Annotated in this window: 21 protein-coding genes and 1 rRNA gene; 2 read left to right on the top strand and 20 right to left on the bottom strand. The window is 37.7% G+C overall.

The window, feature by feature from the left end; all coding sequences use genetic code 11:
- From PHT16_00005 to PHT16_00015, 3 genes are all read right to left on the bottom strand, one after another.
- Positions 1 to 571: ribosomal RNA gene (locus PHT16_00005) — 23S ribosomal RNA — on the bottom strand; the annotation flags it as partial.
- A 451-nt stretch (positions 572 to 1,022) separates the two neighbouring features.
- Positions 1,023 to 2,048 (bottom strand): peptidoglycan-binding domain-containing protein, encoded by a 1,026-nt coding sequence (locus PHT16_00010; GenBank protein ID MDD5720822.1) that lies wholly within the window; start codon positions 2,046 to 2,048, stop codon positions 1,023 to 1,025.
- 46 nt (positions 2,049 to 2,094) lie between these two features.
- The gene (locus PHT16_00015) at positions 2,095 to 2,406 is read right to left on the bottom strand and encodes a hypothetical protein (protein MDD5720823.1); all 312 of its coding nucleotides are present in this window, start codon (positions 2,404 to 2,406) and stop codon (positions 2,095 to 2,097) included.
- Positions 2,407 to 2,540: 134 nt separating this feature from the next.
- On the opposite strand from PHT16_00015, the gene PHT16_00020 reads away from it, so the two are divergent.
- Positions 2,541 to 3,110, top strand: a complete 570-nt coding sequence (locus PHT16_00020; GenBank protein MDD5720824.1) for a hypothetical protein — start codon at positions 2,541 to 2,543, stop codon at positions 3,108 to 3,110.
- Entirely contained in the window at positions 3,103 to 3,441 is a 339-nt protein-coding gene (locus PHT16_00025; GenBank protein MDD5720825.1) for a hypothetical protein, read from the top strand. The genes PHT16_00020 and PHT16_00025 overlap by 8 nt, the downstream gene beginning before the upstream one ends.
- 116 nt (positions 3,442 to 3,557) lie before the next feature.
- Here the strand turns inward: PHT16_00025 and PHT16_00030 are convergent, their stop codons facing one another.
- The 17 genes from PHT16_00030 to PHT16_00110 form a co-directional block, all read right to left on the bottom strand.
- Positions 3,558 to 4,457, bottom strand: a complete 900-nt coding sequence (locus tag PHT16_00030; protein ID MDD5720826.1) for a cohesin domain-containing protein — start codon at positions 4,455 to 4,457, stop codon at positions 3,558 to 3,560.
- A 4-nt stretch (positions 4,458 to 4,461) separates the two neighbouring features.
- The gene (locus tag PHT16_00035; GenBank protein ID MDD5720827.1) at positions 4,462 to 5,502 is read right to left on the bottom strand and encodes an Ig-like domain-containing protein; all 1,041 of its coding nucleotides are present in this window, start codon (positions 5,500 to 5,502) and stop codon (positions 4,462 to 4,464) included.
- Positions 5,503 to 5,516: 14 nt separating this feature from the next.
- Positions 5,517 to 6,137 carry a hypothetical protein gene (locus PHT16_00040; protein ID MDD5720828.1) on the bottom strand — a complete coding sequence of 207 codons (621 nt, stop codon included), beginning with the start codon at positions 6,135 to 6,137 and terminating at the stop codon, positions 5,517 to 5,519.
- 94 nt (positions 6,138 to 6,231) lie between these two features.
- Positions 6,232 to 6,756, bottom strand: a complete 525-nt coding sequence (locus PHT16_00045) for a hypothetical protein (GenBank protein ID MDD5720829.1) — start codon at positions 6,754 to 6,756, stop codon at positions 6,232 to 6,234.
- Between the two features lie 89 nt (positions 6,757 to 6,845).
- Positions 6,846 to 8,726 (bottom strand): hypothetical protein, encoded by a 1,881-nt coding sequence (locus PHT16_00050; protein ID MDD5720830.1) that lies wholly within the window; start codon positions 8,724 to 8,726, stop codon positions 6,846 to 6,848.
- Positions 8,727 to 8,953: 227 nt separating this feature from the next.
- Positions 8,954 to 9,640, bottom strand: a complete 687-nt coding sequence (locus PHT16_00055; GenBank protein MDD5720831.1) for a hypothetical protein — start codon at positions 9,638 to 9,640, stop codon at positions 8,954 to 8,956.
- A gap of 193 nt (positions 9,641 to 9,833) precedes the next feature.
- Positions 9,834 to 10,427 (bottom strand): hypothetical protein, encoded by a 594-nt coding sequence (locus PHT16_00060; GenBank protein ID MDD5720832.1) that lies wholly within the window; start codon positions 10,425 to 10,427, stop codon positions 9,834 to 9,836.
- Positions 10,428 to 10,528: 101 nt separating this feature from the next.
- Positions 10,529 to 11,518 carry an IPT/TIG domain-containing protein gene (locus tag PHT16_00065; protein ID MDD5720833.1) on the bottom strand — a complete coding sequence of 330 codons (990 nt, stop codon included), beginning with the start codon at positions 11,516 to 11,518 and terminating at the stop codon, positions 10,529 to 10,531.
- A 247-nt stretch (positions 11,519 to 11,765) separates the two neighbouring features.
- Positions 11,766 to 12,131, bottom strand: a complete 366-nt coding sequence (gene rplL, locus PHT16_00070; protein MDD5720834.1) for a 50S ribosomal protein L7/L12 — start codon at positions 12,129 to 12,131, stop codon at positions 11,766 to 11,768.
- 35 nt (positions 12,132 to 12,166) lie between these two features.
- Complete coding sequence (rplJ, locus tag PHT16_00075; GenBank protein ID MDD5720835.1) at positions 12,167 to 12,646, bottom strand: 50S ribosomal protein L10; 480 nt, start codon at positions 12,644 to 12,646, stop codon at positions 12,167 to 12,169.
- A 174-nt stretch (positions 12,647 to 12,820) separates the two neighbouring features.
- Positions 12,821 to 12,967, bottom strand: a complete 147-nt coding sequence (locus PHT16_00080) for a hypothetical protein (protein MDD5720836.1) — start codon at positions 12,965 to 12,967, stop codon at positions 12,821 to 12,823.
- An 81-nt stretch (positions 12,968 to 13,048) separates the two neighbouring features.
- Positions 13,049 to 13,939: an ATP-binding protein gene (locus PHT16_00085; GenBank protein MDD5720837.1), complete on the bottom strand. Its 891-nt coding sequence runs from the start codon at positions 13,937 to 13,939 to the stop codon at positions 13,049 to 13,051.
- 65 nt (positions 13,940 to 14,004) lie between these two features.
- Complete coding sequence (locus tag PHT16_00090; protein MDD5720838.1) at positions 14,005 to 14,436, bottom strand: DUF3761 domain-containing protein; 432 nt, start codon at positions 14,434 to 14,436, stop codon at positions 14,005 to 14,007.
- Between the two features lie 59 nt (positions 14,437 to 14,495).
- Complete coding sequence (locus PHT16_00095) at positions 14,496 to 15,362, bottom strand: hypothetical protein (GenBank protein MDD5720839.1); 867 nt, start codon at positions 15,360 to 15,362, stop codon at positions 14,496 to 14,498.
- 6 nt (positions 15,363 to 15,368) lie between these two features.
- Positions 15,369 to 15,560, bottom strand: a complete 192-nt coding sequence (locus PHT16_00100) for a hypothetical protein (GenBank protein ID MDD5720840.1) — start codon at positions 15,558 to 15,560, stop codon at positions 15,369 to 15,371.
- Between the two features lie 20 nt (positions 15,561 to 15,580).
- On the bottom strand, positions 15,581 to 15,832 hold the full coding sequence (locus tag PHT16_00105) for a hypothetical protein (protein ID MDD5720841.1): 252 nt from the start codon (positions 15,830 to 15,832) through the stop codon (positions 15,581 to 15,583).
- A gap of 94 nt (positions 15,833 to 15,926) precedes the next feature.
- On the bottom strand, positions 15,927 to 17,615 hold the full coding sequence (locus PHT16_00110) for a peptidoglycan-binding domain-containing protein (GenBank protein MDD5720842.1): 1,689 nt from the start codon (positions 17,613 to 17,615) through the stop codon (positions 15,927 to 15,929).
- Positions 17,616 to 17,770 lie beyond the last annotated feature (155 nt).

Raw genomic sequence — 17,770 nt, forward strand, 5'->3', positions numbered from 1 at the left:
CGGTTTCAGGTCTATTTCACCGCCCTAATCGGGCTGCTTTTCACCTTTCCCTCACGGTACTAGTTCACTATCGATCTTTAAGAGTATTTAGCCTTAGCGGTTAGTTCCGCTAGATTCCCCCCGGCCACTCATGTCCTGGGGTACTCAAGAATAACAATAAAAGAGATAAATTATTTTCGCTCATGGGACTATCACCTCCTATGGTGTTGCTTTCCAGCAACTTAAGCTAATAACTTATTTTTTGACTCCTCTTTAAATAAATAAATATTGTCATCTTACAACCCCCCTGTATTGCTACAGAGGTTTGGGCTTCTTCCTTTTCGCTCGCCGCTACTAAGGAAATAAAATTTTTTTCTTTTCCTCCTGGTACTGAGATGTTTCACTTCCCAGGGTATGCTCTTTTATCATAAAGATAAAAATTATCAAGGTTTACTTGATAGGGTTTCCCCATTCGGAAATCTCCGGATCAAAGGTTGCTAAGCACCTCCCCGAAGCTTATCGCAGCAACGCCACGTCCTTCATCGCCTCTTAAAGTCTAGGCATCCACCGTACGCCCTTAAATTTCCTGTTAAGAAATTTGAAAATCACAAACCGCTGATTTTTATCTCAGCGGAAAAACAAAGCCAAAGTTTAACAGAATATTCTTTCACGACCGCTCGCTACTAAAATATTTTTTGGCTTTTTTCTGCCTCCAACAAAAAAGACCCCTCTAACGTTGGGACAGAAATTAAATTTTCAAAGTGTCATTCGTCCTGATTTTTCACCTGCCCCGTACGAAGCCATGCTTTCGTTCGGGGACAAAAAAACCGCCTTTCGGGCGGCCAACAGACAAAAGAAAGTCTGCAATTAGCGCCGCCTTTTTAAACTGTTTCTTGTGTTTATCATACTGATTAAACTAGTCTATACTAAGAGCTTTATTATGTCAAATACTTATATAAAAGGATTATGTTAATAAACATGTGGATAGCATAAAAGACACCCGAGAGGGTGCCTTTTATGCAAAAAATATGTTATTTTCAATCTTAATTAACCGCACAAGACGAACCATCAACACTACTGAAACCAGAGTAGGAAGTACAACCTGATCGGAAATTTGAAGCATTACCACAAGGACCACCATCTACAGAACTATAGCCAGAAACTGAAGTGCATCCACAACGAAAACCAGTGTTTGAGTCAAATCCACCAACTGAACAAGTTGAAACTGGAACAGGTGTTGGTGTGGGAGTTGGGAAACAAGGTAAGCCATCAATTGAATTGAACCCCGTAGCCGAAGTGCATCCGCAACGAAAACCAGTATTTGAATCAAAACCTCCAATTGAGCAAGTTGAAGTAGTAGCCGAGTCTACTGTTAAAGTAAATTGTTTTGTAGCAGAAATCGAACCGTTTGAAGCAGTTAAAGAAAAGTTATAAGTTCCTTTAGTTGTTGGTGTACCCAAGATACTCAACCCCTCAGCCATTATTAAACCAGTGGGTAAATTCCCAGAAGATACTGACCAAACGTAATTATTCCACGCAAGATCTTTTAGTCCACCTACTGCTATTGGAGTAAATACGTACTTGGTTCCGACTTTTGCATTTGGTAATAGAGATAAACTAGTAATAATTATGGGAGAAACTGAACAAGGCTCACCACTTATTGAACTAAATCCTGAAGTTGAAGTGCAACCACATTTAAAAAATGTTGATGAATCATACCCATTTACGCAAGTTGAAGATGTTGAATTTGAAGTTACTGGTGTTGAAATGACGGAATTAGAAACCTCTAAAGCTTTTATTGATCTAGGACCCACTACTCCGTCAGCCTTTAATCCTGCATTAGCTTGAAAAGCCTTAACTATTATTTGAGTTCTAGTTCCAAATTTTCCGTCAGAAATTAAACCTAAATGCAACTGTAAACAAGCGACCTCATCGCCAGTTGAGCCAATTCGCAGAGTACTATTAATTGTGCAATTAGAAGAAACTGTAACAGCACTAACAGATTTTAAACTAAAAGTAAATAATAAAGTAAAAACAAAAACAAACAACGCAAATTTATATTTTTTCATAAAAAATTTTTATATTTTAATTTTAATAATTTAGACTAGTTTATAATTACTTTTTTGCTTTCGGTAAAACTTTTGATTCTAAGGTTATCACGCGGTGCTCGAGTTCTTTATAAGTAATTCTGGAAACTTTATTATCAGCGAAATCATCCATACGGCGACCAAGACCCTCTATTTGGTTTGAGAGTCGGGCATCAATATGGTCAACTTTATTATCTAAAGAAGTAAAACCTTCTTTCATATAACTTTCCATTCTTGATATTCGCAAATCAAGACTCTTTATGCCTGAGCCCAACCCTTGCATCATGCGACCCAAATCTGTGTTTGTAACTTCTTCTTTTTTAGCTATCTTCTTTTTCATTAAATCCATTATAAACCCTGCTTAAAAAATGTCAAAAAACTGTACAGTTAACCATATGAGGTGACAAATATGATAGATTGGGGTGACAAAGGTTAACTATTAATATTTTAAAGGGCGAAAGCTGAAAAGCATCTATGGCCAACAAAAATCAAAAGTGTGCGTATGAAACAAAAGTAAGGCAAAAGTGGTATTTCTTGGTAGAGAAAACAGGCAAGACAGTAGATGAGGTTTGTGATTTGTATTTCATTTCACGGAAGACATATTACAAGTGGAGAGAAAAAGATCTGGGAAGCAGAGCCCATACTTCAAAAAAAGAACATCCGGAAACAAAAATCAAAGGAGAGATTAAAATATTCATTTCAGAACAAAAAATGAAAATTAATTATGGACCACTTAAAATGAAACTTCTAATTAAAAGAAGATTTAACGTAAATATTTCAACTACTGCTATTTACAAATTCTACAAAAAGAAAAATCTCATCTTTCGTCCTCAAAAGAAATTACAATGGTATGCACCAATCAAAGATGCTGTGATTCCAAGGGTTCCGGGAGATGTAGTGCAAATGGATGCCAAATATGTTTGGGAAGACAATATGCGTCAATACCAGCGCACATTCATTGATATTTATACTGGAATGCAATTCGCAGTGGTAACGACTACCATGACTGCCGAAGATACCATTAACGCTTTCCTTTTTGGCTGAACAAAATTTTCCATTTAAGATTCTCGGAATTCAAAGCGACAATGGCAGTGAAAATCGAGGAGATTTTCACAAATATTTGGTGGAAAAAGGCATCGCTCATTATTTCATTCCAAAATCATCTCCTACTTGGGATGGAGCAGTGGAGAGAGCCCATGGAGTGATTGATCAAGAACATTATCTTAATCCTAGAAGAACTTGGAAAACGCTCGAAGAGTATCTGCACTTTTACAATCACGAAAGAATCCATTTAGGAAAATATTTAAATGGCATGGTTCCGGTCGAGAAACTGAATTATTATTTATCCACAGTGTCACCCTTGAAGGTTAACTGAACAACTTTCTATGTTGACATCTTTTTCGGTTAAACTATTTCAACTTGTCGCCTGAGTAGTCGCGGGCAAAATACTAGAAATTACGAATAGCAATGCGTTGCCAATTAATAAACTTTTTATTTTTTTAAATATCTCCTCCATAAAAATTTTTTAATCGTATAGGCAATGGCAAGTCCTAATATGATTATAAGCCAATTCTCGTAATTTTCGTACCATCCAAGTGGATTTCGCGGATTGATTTTCACTATTCTTTCGTTGCCCGCTTTATCAACCGCTTTCACAAAAACATAACTTCTCAATTCTTGATCTTGTAAAATATAAGGAGATTCTCTAGAGATCCATTTTGAAAATATATCCAAAAATCTCTGCTGTGTTTCTTTTATCTCATAGTGGTCAATTCCCAATCTTTTGTCTTGAGTGGCGAATACCAAAAACCATTTTCCGTTGGCTATTGCAGGATTCTGCGCAATCGCTGGCGCAAATGATTCGGGCGGTTCTTTGTCAATAATTGAAGAAACCGATGATACTCTTGCCGCTTGAGAAATAGTAAATTGGTAAGGAGAAATTGAAAGTAATGCTTCGGTGCCTTTGCCGTCATTGAGCAAAGTTTTCGCTTCATGAAGTTCAATCGTGGCTTGACCTTCTTTTTTTGAAACAAATATCAAGGTAAACAGTAATCCCCGCGGGCCCTGATAACCGCCCGGGATTATTCCAGAAAAAGCGATCTGACCATCAGATTCAATTTTCGGTTTATCAACCCAAAAGTTAACTATTGAGTTTGCGTCTCGTACTTCTTCCAATTCCAGAAGATCGATTGGAAATGTTATTTCCCCTTCAATGGCATTGATTGCCTCATTGTCGGTATTTAACAGCATCTCCATCTGGAATTGCTGACCAACCGCCACTTCTTGAACTTTCGTGTTAAAAGAAATTTCGGCGGCAAAAACAAAAGGCCCGGAAAATAGAAAAGAGAAGGTGGAAAGTAAAATAATAATTTTTTTTTGAATTTTGATCATATTTTTATCCTGTCCAATAAAACGCCATAATGCTGAAATCAATTAGGTCAACTTTACCGTCGCCATTAAGATCGACCGAGGCGGGTGGATTAGCTCGTTTGTGCCAATAAGCGGCAATAGAAAAATCAACAAGATTCACGCGTCCGTCGCCACTCATATCGCCTTTTAGCGCTTTTGTCGGTTTCACTAAAACCGTTTTTGTACCAACGGTAAAACCCAATACTTTGCTAAAAGGACTAAAGGTGCCGGAAAGTGCGGCTTTAGATTTCGCGTAATGCTGTCCCATGTCAAGCTGAGATGTGTCAAAATTATACAAATAGGCGCCACTGGCATCGGCAAGTGTTTTTCCGTAATATTCTTCATCTGAATTAATTGTGATAGTAATATCCGCCTGCGGCACTGTTTGGCCAAAAATCGCAACATTTTCACCCCTTTTTACTTCACTTTTATCAACTGCGATGGATGGAGCGATAAAGATACTACTAATATTGGTTGTAACTCTAGAGGTAACACTCACTGGAAATGTTAAAAGAGGGGATCGATTACCTTTATCATCTTCGGAATAAACACTGAAAATATAATTACCAACGGAAAGTTCACTTATGGTAACAGAAAAATTAGCGTTGGCATCAGCAATGGTCATTGCGGCAATCTGAGCATCTTTAAGAATAGTCACTGTGCTTTTAGGATACGCTCTACCACTAAAATTGACGGCGGTTTGTGACACTCTCTCTCTGTACCCGCCACTACCGCCACTGGAAGGAGGCGACGCGCTAGTGCAGGCAGAAGTATTAAAAACACAATCGGCCTTGCAACTTAAAGTGCCACCGGAAAATCCCTTAGTGACACAACTCTGGTTGTTTAGATTGGAACCATCGCACTCTTCGTAATCTTCTCGAATATTATTGCCACAAACTGCGATTTTAACTGTCGCATCAATCGTGGCATCGCCAGCGGCAAAACTAAATTTATGAGAAATAAAAAATATACCTCCAAAAACGAGGATGAAAAATAAAAAATAAATAATTGATTGATTGTTTTTCATTCATCTCTAAAATTTCACTTCCTCGCTATTTGAAATTTAAACTTTTTTGAAACAAACCGAAGTAAGGCCGCGACAAAAATTACCGCCAAAACAATAGTATCCCATGGATGATAGTGCGAATATAAAGTTATAAATCTGTAATAAATTCCTTGAAAGATATTTGATGGAGCTACCGTAAACCAAAGTTTAGTCGCGGCGGCAATATTTACCGCCGTTACACCGGCTTCAGATTTTTTCACCGGATGAGCTTCAAGATAAGCAAAATAATTTACGGGCTTAATATCTTTTGTAGGGAGAGTTAAAGTAATTTTTACCATCTGGACATTGCCAGGCTCAAGATGAAACGACTGCGGCTCAAAATGAAACCACTCTGCAGCCGGTCGTAGTCCCATATCTGACCGCGTTTCTTGATCTTGAAAGTAGTCAACCCCAACCGCATAATCCGATGGTTCATCGCCGGTATTTAAAACCGGAAGCGAAGGCAAATTATAAATCCCGCCGGCTCTGAGCGGCTCGTCTAAATGAATTTTTCCCAATCCAACCCCGACGCCAATTTTTGCAAAAACTGCCATTGGAAGAATCAAGATCAGCGCGAGAAAAATAAAAAACTTTGTTGTAGATTTAATACCCGCCATAAAATTTGTAATTGATAAAAATCACCCAGCCCTGTCTCGTTAGAAGCAAAACACTATACGACTTATTCGTTTTATCATTAGACTTCTAACAGAATTATGAGGCAGTGGCTGTAATGGTCACGTCAACGCTTTGCTGGGTAAATACGGTCGAAGGATTCGGGGTATTAATCTGCAAATTCAAGCTCGCTGTCTCGCTCGACGCTATGCCAGTGGCAAGGCTTTGATTGGAAGTCGTGAGTGCAGTGCCATCCGAAAAAGTAGCGCAAGCGCCATTCTTGAACTTTTGCACATATTGATCGCTGCCCGCTGTGGCTGCCAGTGTCCAATTACTGGAATCCTGCCCCTTGATAGCAAAGTCTTCGTTTACGTTGCCATTATTGGTAACAGTTTGCAGGTCGTTCAACTGTCCGGTACAGGTATCCTGTGTGGTATTCTGCCCAAGTGTCCCATAAGCGACACTACCATCAGAAACAGAAACCGAAATATTCTGCACTGTCACCGTAGCCGCAACTGTCGCCGTTGTGGATGCAAAAGCCACCGAATATGCGACAAGCATACCCGCTAAACTCAAGATGCCGCTTGTAGTAATGAATTTCCTTATGTTAATTTTGGTTGTCATACCCAATGATAAATATTAATTGATTTTAATTAATTCTGGTTCGACCTATTCATAGTATATCACATAATCAAGTGGTATCCACAAATCTATTATTGTGTGGCCTGAATAATTACATCGGCAGATTGCGAGGTGTAACAGTTCGTCGCCGTTGGTACTGTAATACGCAAATCAGTATTTTGTGTGCTATTAGCTACAACACCCGTAACTAAGGTTTGGTAGCTTGTTGTAAGTGCCGTCCAACCTGTGCCGCCATTAGTGGAAAATTCGTGCTTATACTGCTCAGAACCAGTGCTGGTGGCAAGTGTCCACGGGCAAGCGGTGTTTTGTCCTTTTATATTGAAAGTTTCCGTTACATTGCCATCATTTTTGGCAACTGGGGTAGTGCCAAGCTGGATTGTACTTTTGCTGGTGCCAGCCGGCAGAGCGCCATAACTAATCGTTCCGTTGCTAGAGATTGTAACAGAAACAACTGCTGCTAAGGTAGTAAAAGTATTGCAGGTCGATGAATCAGTAAAAGTGCCTAATCCGTCAGGGTCTTTAGCTGACACTTTCCACCAATATTGGGTACTGTAAGACAAGGCATCGGCCGACTGCAAAGCAAAGCTTCCTTGTGTGCCGGAATTATAACAGGAAGTTGGGTTACTGGTGCAATTGGCATCCGTGTCTGTCCAGCCGGTGGAATTCGTAGATTGGTCATGCGCACTCCCAACAATAGAAGTGCAGCCACTGTTAGAATAAATCGTTACTTTATAGCTAAGATGATCTGGATCAGGATCAGTCGCGGTCATTGTAAAAGTCGGAGTGGTTGAGACGCCCGTAGCATTATTGTTCGGTAATTCTTGTGATGGCACATTCGGAGCTATATTTGTGTTTTTCTTGGCATATACCACATTAAAATACTGCGGCATATTGTCTGTTCCGCTATTAAAAGATGCTGTAAGTGTATGTGTATGGGAAGATCCGGCAGCCGAAGTTCCACTTGTGACACTTCCACCAGATGTAGCGCTAGCCGCACCCGAAGATCCACTTGTTTCATTCGCGTGATTATGAGTCGTCGCCCCTTGCGACGTCCCATTATAACTCGTATATCCTCTAATAAATTGCTGATAAAACGGACCGCCGCTAGCCGACTTTACTGTCCAGCTTGAACCCGGATCGCCATCAAACATAGCTATTAAACCATTTGGCAAGGAAGCTGTGTTGGCATCAGCTTTTGCGATTATAACCTGAATATAGGGTGGCAAAGCATTCACACCCGCTGTTGCGGTTTGCGCCGGAGCTGTATGGGTATGATTTACATTAGCATCGGCATTGCTAGCCACGCCGCAACTACTGCTACTACCGCTTGAAGTTATAAGTGAGCTCCAAGTAAGAGAATGTGTGTGGCTATCCGAACCGCCCGCGCCAGCAGTAGAATTAATTCTTATCATTTTATTATTAACCGCGCTTGATTGATCAGTCCAACCAGCCGGAAGAGCCCCGTCAAAAATAGCAATCGCGCCAGCAGGAATAGAAACAGGAATACCCGCATCATATTGAATGAGTTTATAACTATAAAAAGCCGGAAGGTTATCGGCAGAACCAACAGTTACCGAAAGAGACGCGTGGCTATGGCCATAAGTAGAACAAGTACTAAACAAAGCCGTAGCCTGTCCAGTAGAAGGAGTACTATAGGTAACATTAGATACTGTGGGAGTATGAGAGCTATTCCCACCACTCACGCCAAAATTAGCCACCGCTTCTCCACGAGGAAATTTTCCATCAAAAGTAGTTACCACGCTCCATCCGCTAGGAGCGTCTGCTCCATCCCAAAAAAGAAGCATTTTAGCTCCAGCGGCTTCTGCTTGTTCTGTTTGCGGCGGCACTCGGGGATTCTGCCAAATCGGCGACCAACCAGAAAAAACCCATCCCACAATGAGAATAAAAACAAAAAGAAATTGAAATATTTTTTTACTCAGCATTTTTGACATTAAAAATGCGATTAATCTTATTAAAATATTTTCTTTTAAAATAGGCAAAAACTACGAATAATCCAACTACTACAAGCAGAATAAATATAAACATATATACTAACTATAGTATGTAGAATCAAAGTTGGCAATACTCTCAAACAAAGTTTATGTTTAGGAACAACCAAAAAGATGCCCGTTTGTTTAGAGCATCTTTTTGGTTAAACTATTCTTAAAATCTTTATGAATTAACTGCGAACTTCCTCACCAAGCTTGTTGATGAATCGTGCAGCTGCATCCTTGCCACCCAAACCGAAAGCCAAGGCACCACCCAAAGCCAACATTGCGATTATTCCTGAGAAAAGGATACTCATATAGTCTCCGAGTCCTAGTTTGCCAAGCGCGATAATGATAGCAAATACCCAGACAGCATACTTCGCAACAGTAGCGAACATATTAGCTGCTTTCAAACCCATAGCTTTTGCTGTAGCCAACACTGCCTTTGAAAGACCTTCAGAAACAACTGCAGCAATAATCAAAACAAAAGCGGCAATTACAACCTGAGGCAAGAATCCAAGCACAGTACCCCCTAAGAAAGAAGAGACGTCACTCAAGCCAACTAGATTAAGGGAAGGAAGAAGGAAAACGATTATTACAAACCATCTTACTACTTGTCCTATAAAATATCCGGAATTAAGATTTACTCCAGCTTTTTTTAAGAAATTATCTGCTCCAATAGTCTTAAAAAGACTATCTATCTTTAGACTGCTAAATACTTGTTCGATAGCTTTTGCAATCAAAGAACCCAAAAACCAACCTATTACAAAAAACACAATTGCGACCACAAGTCTAGGAGCAAACTGTACGAAACCAAACCATAAACCTTGAAGGGATGCATTAAAAACATCACCCCATGAAAGCCAAATGTTACTCATAAATTTATAATTTCCACTAAAGTGGATCAGCTTTTTATTGCTGAAATTACTAATAATAATGCTTTATTAAGTTTCGACCTTATTAAAGTCCTACTCAATATTATAACAGTTTTAAATTTTTCATTAAGCCTTGCAAATCAACTGTGTGGATAACTCCCACACTTATCTTAAAGATGCTCCGAAGGAGCTTTGTTTACAACGTCTTTAAGATAAGTGTGGGAGATAACTCTTTTGCCTGCAAAACCACCTCGTGAGGGTAGTCTAAAATATCCCGAATCAATTTATCATACATATTCAGCCTATAAATAAACTCTTTTGTGTCAAAGAGAGCATAAACGAGCTCGGTTCCTATTTCTGCTTCAATTTTCTTAATTCCCTCTTCTATTTTGCTTCTTTTCATCTTATCTCCGACGATAAGTATGTCTACCCGGCTGTCGTCATTTTTTATAAAAATCCCGGAAATGATTATAAGTTTGGTTTTACCAACTTTTTTAAAATTATTTAAAATGGTTTGCTTGTTTAAAGTATCTAAATTAAGCAATAAATTTTTAAACTCTTCACCATATTTAAATTGAGTATTGAAATACCACTCCGGAGAAGTAGCGGAACGTTTTTTAATAAAACCAACCGAGGAGAGAAGCCTGAGTTCCTTGCGAGCAACACTTTGGCCTACTCTGCTTCTTTTTGCCACCTCTTTATTGCTGAAACCCTTGCTCCTATTTAGTAAAAAAAGCCGCATTATTTTCACGCGTGCCGAACTGCCTAATATCTTTGCTAGAATTTCCATCTAGATATTTTAATACTTTTTTAATAAAAAACAAGCAAAAAATTGCTAGGCAAGACCTAGCAATTTTTAAAAACTTTCCTTATTTTTACTTATTTTCTAATTTAGTAAGTCACTGTGAAATAAACCACGTTCGAAATTCCATTTGTATTAGTGACAAAAATAGGATAAGTACCAGGAATAATTTGATACTGAGGGATAACACAGGCTGGAGTAGAATAAAGACAAGCTGAATTCGTATACGTGGGAACGGTGAAGGTCATGCTGGTATTATTGGAAGAATACGCATTTGGAATTATGCTCATACCGAAATTAATCGCATTATTGGAAGCATAATTATTATTAAAACCTGTGCCATATATCGTGACTTGAGTTCCGACTCGCCCAGAAGAAGTTGAAATTGAAGAAATAAAAGGAGGAGTAGAACTTGTATATCCACCCACTACAACACTCAAACTAGAACTAGCACTTTGTCCACTGCTGTTTGTTACAGTAAATGTCGGATTATATGTTCCTGCCTGCATATAAGTATGGGTAAATGTCGCACTTTGCTGAGGAGGATAAATATAAGAACTATTTACTCCATATACATAAATCGGCTGATCTCCCCAATTGACTGAGTAAGTAAGATTTCCACTATATAAATTAGAATTAGAAACTCTTACTGTCCAAGTTCCCATTTGATTTACATTTAATGATTGTGGTCCACTAATTCCAGAGATAACCGGAACCTGATTGTAATAAGGATAAGTGTAAGGATATTGAGATGTTGCACCAGAGCAAAGCTGCCCAGTAATAATATTGAATGGACCGTCCGAAGTGCAACCATAACTATAATTAGAATAACCATACTGCGAACCAGAACAAAGCTGTCCGGTAATGATATTGTATGGCCCAGCTGAAGTACAGCCATAACCGTAGTTGGAATAATCATACGAAGATACACTGCAAAGCTGTCCTGTCGTTATACTATATAGAGCATTCCCAATACAGCCAGAATCATAAGCGTCCGCCAATTTAGTATTAAAACTTAAAAGACCTATTAAAATTAGGAATAAAGTAAATATAGATAAATATAATGTATATTTCTTCATATTTCTGATTATAAAGCTTCTGACATTAATTTACTATTAATTTATCCACAAGGTAGTAGAGCACAGCTCACTACCCTGCAGGCACTAAAAAAAGGAAGCCTTGCTTCCTTTTTTAGTGCTAGACCTTGCCTAGATATTATTTTGAGACTATTTAAGCTCGACTTTGGCCACACATAAATTCTTGCTAGAATTTTGTGCAGCCCCCGCCTCAGCGCCGTCGCGCTTCCGGCCGAAAAGTCGAGTATTTTTATTTAAGCTCGACTTTTCCTCCTGCGTCTTCAATCTTTTTCTTTAGATCTTCAGCTTCCGCTTTCTTCATTCCATCTTTCAAGTTTGAAGGAGCAGCATCTACCAAATCTTTAGCGTCTTTAAGTCCGAGACCCAATGCTTCTTTGACGACTTTCATCACAGCAATTTTCTGTTCACCAGCGGAGGCAAGAACAACGCTGAATGAGTCTTTCTCTTCGACTGCTTCTGCGGCAGCAGCAGGACCAGCGACTGCGACAGCTGCAGCTGATACTCCAAACTTTTCCTCGATTGCCTTCACCAAGTCATTGAGTTCCAAGACTGATGCGCTCTCGAGATCTTTCATAAATGAATCAAATTTTGACATATGTTTTAAAAGTTTTAATTAATAAATTAATAATACTATCTTTTCTTCGCTACTTCGTTCACAGCCAGAGCCAAGCGTTGCATAGGAGATTTGAGCAAGAATGCAATCTTGGAAAGTAAGACTTCCCTGCTAGGTATCGTGGCAAGTTCCATCATGTAGGAACTATCGACAAATTTACCTCCAAAAATACCTCCCAAAATACTAACTGCTCCTTTGTGAGTTTTTTGAAAATTATATACTTCACGCGGTGAGGAAATAGCATCCTTGGAGTAAGCGATAGCGACTTCTCCGGCAAGCTCTGGGATCTCTCCTTCCGCTTTGCCTTTGAGTGCGCGAGCGAGCAACGTTTTTCTAGAAACTTTGTAATTTACTCCTTGATCTCGGAGGCTCTTTCGAAGCATCGTTTCATCGCTCACTTTCAAACCATGGAAATTGACAAAGACTAAGGATTCAGAGTTTTTTATTACTCCTTCCAAATCCTTGATCATTTCCTCTTTTTTTGTTTTTTGTAACATTGTTTTTTATAAATTAAAAAAACGGCTTTTGGCCGCAAGATTTATCCTGAAACCCATTTAGGTTGAAGGACTATCGACCCACTAAACAGGACTTATTGTTCGCCTGTTTTCTCTGCGGTTTACCCAAACACTTATATTTAAGTGTGGGGATATCATCAATATACCATATAGCTTTTATTTTGCAACCTGAACTTGATCGTCCGTGTCCGTCGCCTGCACTGCCTGTTCGCCAAAATAATCCGTAGCCAAAAGGACAATAATCCCAAGAATTATCATTGATGCAAAAATCGTCAAAACCTTAAAAAAATGCTTGGTAACCATAGGTCAATTATACCCCTAAGGCGTTTTTTTTCAAAGTCAACTCCAGGCAGTTTCCCCTATCACTGACTAATTAGAGGAGTATTATTTAAAATTCTTAACCACAAGAGGGCTGTAGGTAAATTTTTCTGGTATAGTTGTCGGAATCTCTAAATTTTTAGCTACAGACCTCCAATTAAAAGATAAAGAATTATCTAGTTTACATTTTTTAATATAAGTATTTAGATACTCTTGTTTTGTTTTTTTCTTTTCTTTACATTTAGAAACAATTTCCCAATAAGTAAAAGGATACTGTTTCTTTAATTCGTTAACATCGCTATTGGTAAATTTAACAAGTTTACCTTTTTCGGAAAGTTTAATAAGACCAATTAAATTTGCCGAGGATTGACTTTGATTTTTTACTTCCACATTTACTTCTTGGTTAATACCCAATTCAGAAATTTGTCGCATCCCTTTAAACCATTCTTTGCGTACTTCTGTAAGAGCATTATCAAATGAATTCTTAATATTTAAAGTATTACCAGGTCTACTTTTTGCGCCTCTCCTAAAATATACAGTTCCTTCAGCAAAAACAGATTTAAATTTTTTACCATCATTTATCTGAACACCATTTTTAGAAAAAACATAAGGAATTGAGGTACCGTAAATATATATTCCTGCAACTATTTTATTCCATCTTTTGAGTTCGATTACTTCAAACTCTGTAAAATCAACATCGACATACTTAGAAATTTTCTCACTAATAAAGGCTGGGTCTAGTTTGAGAATTATATCTTTATTAAAACCATTTGAAGATCCTCCATCATCTACACCAAATACAATTATTCCTCCGCCAGTGTTTGCCATTGCAATAACGTCTTTGGTGAGTTCGCACCAATCTCGTGTAGAAGTAACATCCAACCCAGATTTAAAGTCTAGAAATTTATTCTCTTTTTTTGATCTCTTTGCATACTCAATGATTTTCTCCTTAATCATAAAATGATTTATATTAACTCAAATTATCATGGTGTTTAGTAGGTTTTTTGTATTGGTATATTTTATTACAACCACTGAGCAACACCCCCATGGTGTGAACAAGTTCCTCTACGATTTTGGCTAAAACTATATGTGCCGTCACGACATTGAGCAGAAGCCCCCACTGGAACAGAATTGGAATTTGTTGGATATGCTGGCGAGTGAACAGTATTTCCATTTACATTTGTATAGTAGTTATTATTTGAAAGTGGGTTGGAGTCAGTACTGGTTGTGGTTTGAGTTTTTAATTGAGGAACACTTAAATTATTTAACGAATTTGTTGATTGATATGCAGGGGCATCAAACCCATAGGAAGGGATAGTTGTTGATTCGGATTTTGTCTGACTATTAAAATTATTATTTGATCCTATAACTAGAATTAACCCAAAAATAGCAAGCGGTATTAAATATCTTTTTTTCTTATACCAAGATTTTTGGTTGGAATTATTTTGTTCCATTTGTCTTACTATTTTACCACAAAATAATTAATTTTACAATCCCCCATAAGGGGATATTATTACAATTTGGTATAGAAAATTCCTCTTCCTTTTCCATTTTGTTTTATTTTATTTTCTTTTTTTAATGCATTTAAATAATCAAGTGCTACAGATCGTGAAACACTTAAAATCTCTCTAACATCATCATTTGTTATTTTTTTATTTTTTATAAAAAGTGTCATAATTTTCTCCATTTTCTTTTTCTTTTTTGTTTGTATCGCAAATCGTGCCTTGATAAGAAGTTCTTTTGCTTTTAACATGTTGGCTTTAAAAGATTCAATCAATAAAATATCTTTAGGAGTAGGAATATTATCTGCCTTTGGAATTTCTGCCTGTATTGTGGAATTATTTTCTATTTGAGTAGGTTTTTCAGGTTGTATTTTTATTTCATTTTTTGTATTGATAGGAGTTTCTACTTGTATAATTGGCTCATTTTTTATTTCTACAGGAGCTGGAACGACAACGTTTGAGATAGGTTCAGTTTTATTCTCTGTGGGTTCTACTTCTACAGAAAGAGAAGTGATCTCTTGTGGTTTAGTTTCTGGAGATTCTGTTGTTTTAATTTCTTCTACTGGAATAGAAATGGGATCAATAATTTCAGAAGGAATATCTGTTTGTTTAGAATCCGAAACAGTAATATTTTCATCAATAGGCTCCGTTTTATTTTCTATCGAATTTACTTCAGCAACAGAAGGGGCAGCCTCTTGTGGTTTGGCTTCTATAACTTCTGATGATTTTGTTTCTTCTGTCGGAATAGAAACAGGGTTCGGGATAGAAACAGGGTTAAGAATTTCGGGAGGATTATTTGTTTGTTCCAAATTTATTGTAGTGGTCTGCTTTTTTTCGTCTTTTGGTAAATCTTTTGTTTGTACTATTTCATCAGACATATTTTTTTAATGATACCCGTTTATGAGGAGGAAAATAATTAAAATGATTAGGACGATGACACCACCATGCCAAGAATCCCAGTGATGATATATATCTCTTTTTTTTAAAAAACTAGAAAACTTCTTATTGATTTCAAAAAAGATCAGAACTGGTAAAATAGCTATCATCCACCAAATTTTAAAAAGAAGTTCAAACATACTAAAATTTTAAGAAACCTTTAATCAGAAGCTAATTTAAGTCCAACTTTTTCAGCAATTTGTTTTATCCATTCTTCGTGCCTATTTATTTGATGTTTTATAGCAGCATACTCTAATGTTAAATCTCCTATTGATTTTGCAATAGAATCATTAGAAATAATAATACCCTGAACAAGTTCTTTTAAATCTCCTAAATCACTTCTAATTTCCTCAACATCTTTTTTTGATGCAAGGACAGAAGTGAGCTTGTTTATATCTTGATCATTTAACATATTTAGATTATATCAAACAGTATTTTTTACGCAACACACAAAAAACCCGCTTTTAGCGGGTTTTTTGTTAATAAACTTTTTAAATTAAGTTAAATTAGTTAGCCTCAGCGTTCATCTTTGCTTTTGTTTTTGCTCCGATGAGACCATCTGCTACTAGATCATGCTCTTTTTGCCATTGCTTGATCACTTTAATAGTCTTTGGACCTAATTTGCCATCTACTACTAAGCCAAGATTCAATGTAGCATTCAAGAATCTCTGAAGTTCCATAACAGCTTCCCCTCTACTTCCATTCTTCAAGGTTTTATTTCCGAAGTTGTAAGTAACTTTTGCTTCAGCAACAACAGTATTCTGGCAAAGTTCACCTGTAGATGTGTTGTATTTATTTCCACCAGAGCAACCTGGAGACATCGTAGTTTCAGTAATTTCTGGAGTAATTTGAATTGCTACAGGTACAGGACTCTGCGCAACGGTTGAAGTGGTTGATCCTCCAGTTGTCGTAATAGTAGGACCTGTAGAAGAAGAACTATCTGTTACGGTTATGTAATGATTTACTCCAGAAGTAAAATAGGTATCAGATACATAATTTGCTCCTGTGGTTCCAACTGCTCCCCACTTACCGGCACCTTGAAGAGTTGTTCCAAAGTATAGATTGTAGGCAGTAGCGAGGTTGTCAACTAATGTAACCGTAGCTGTACCACCACCATTAATAGTCAAATTGTTATTAATAACAAGACTGGCTGGAAATGTTTTTATACCAGTGCCAGCTACCGCAAGGTTGTAATAAGGTCCTGCATGAATAGTCTGAGCACCTGTGCTGTAATTAATTGTACCAGCAGAGCCTGCTGTCAATGTTGTAATGTTAGCAGCGGCAGCTCCTGTTCCAGCAAGATTTAATGTTCCGGTGTTTGTAAGCGCTGTTAATGTACCACCAAAGGTAGTGATAGTCATCGTACCAGAGTTTACAATTGAACCAGTACTTGTTGCTATACTAGCGATAGCCACAGTTCCAGCATTTGTTAATGCACCTGTACTTGTTACCGCTAAGGATGCAGGAGTTAAAGTATAAGCAGCGGCATTGGTCATAGAAGTTCCTGAACCAATGGTTAAGATAGCAGTTGTAATACTAGAAGTAGTTGTCCAAGTAACAGTTCCACTTAAAATAATTTCATCTGTTACTGTAGTTACAGCACAAGTCACAGCTCCACTGCCAGTAAAACCTAAAGTATCATAAGTTGTAACCTTACAATTTGGCGCAGCTGCTGTGTAATTTACAACGTTTCCTGTTGCTGTCGCAGTCAAAGTTGTGATAGTTGGCGCTGTTGCAAAACCAATATTTAATGTACCAGTAGCACTGTTTGTAAGAGAACCAGCTCCAGAAAGTGCAGTAGAAACAGTCAAGGTTCCGTTATTTGTAGCTGTTCCTATGATAGAAGTTGTCGGAGAAATAAGCGTACCACCACCAGTAGCTATCGTTAACACACCTCCACTTTGAACAGTTACTCCAGTAGTAGTCGTCAAGGTAAATGCTCCTACAGCTAAAGTTCCCGTAACATCTACAGAAGCTGCAGCGGCTGTAGCACCCACAGTAACAGTCATACCAGTTGGGATAGTAACAGTATCCCCTGCAACTGGAACAACGCCTCCTGTCCAGGTAGCAGTATCAGCCCAAGCACCTGTTTGAGCAGCAGTTATGGCTGCGGCATCTGCTTTTCCTGTAAACATTACAAAAGCAAAAACAAAAATTCCGACTGAAAACAAAACATTTTTTAAATTTAATTTCATAATAAATTTTACTCACTTAATAATAATTTCCGCCTGAGGCGGATCAGCCTATGGCTGAAATAATAAAATTCGACGTTAATAATAAAAAACAAAAACAAAAATCCGACTAGAATTAACGTTTATATTATAGCAGATAAAAAAAGATTCTTAAAAAA

The organism is Candidatus Paceibacterota bacterium (genome assembly GCA_028718635.1).
Classification (GTDB): domain Bacteria; phylum Patescibacteriota; class Minisyncoccia; order Phycocordibacterales; family UBA9973; genus UBA9973.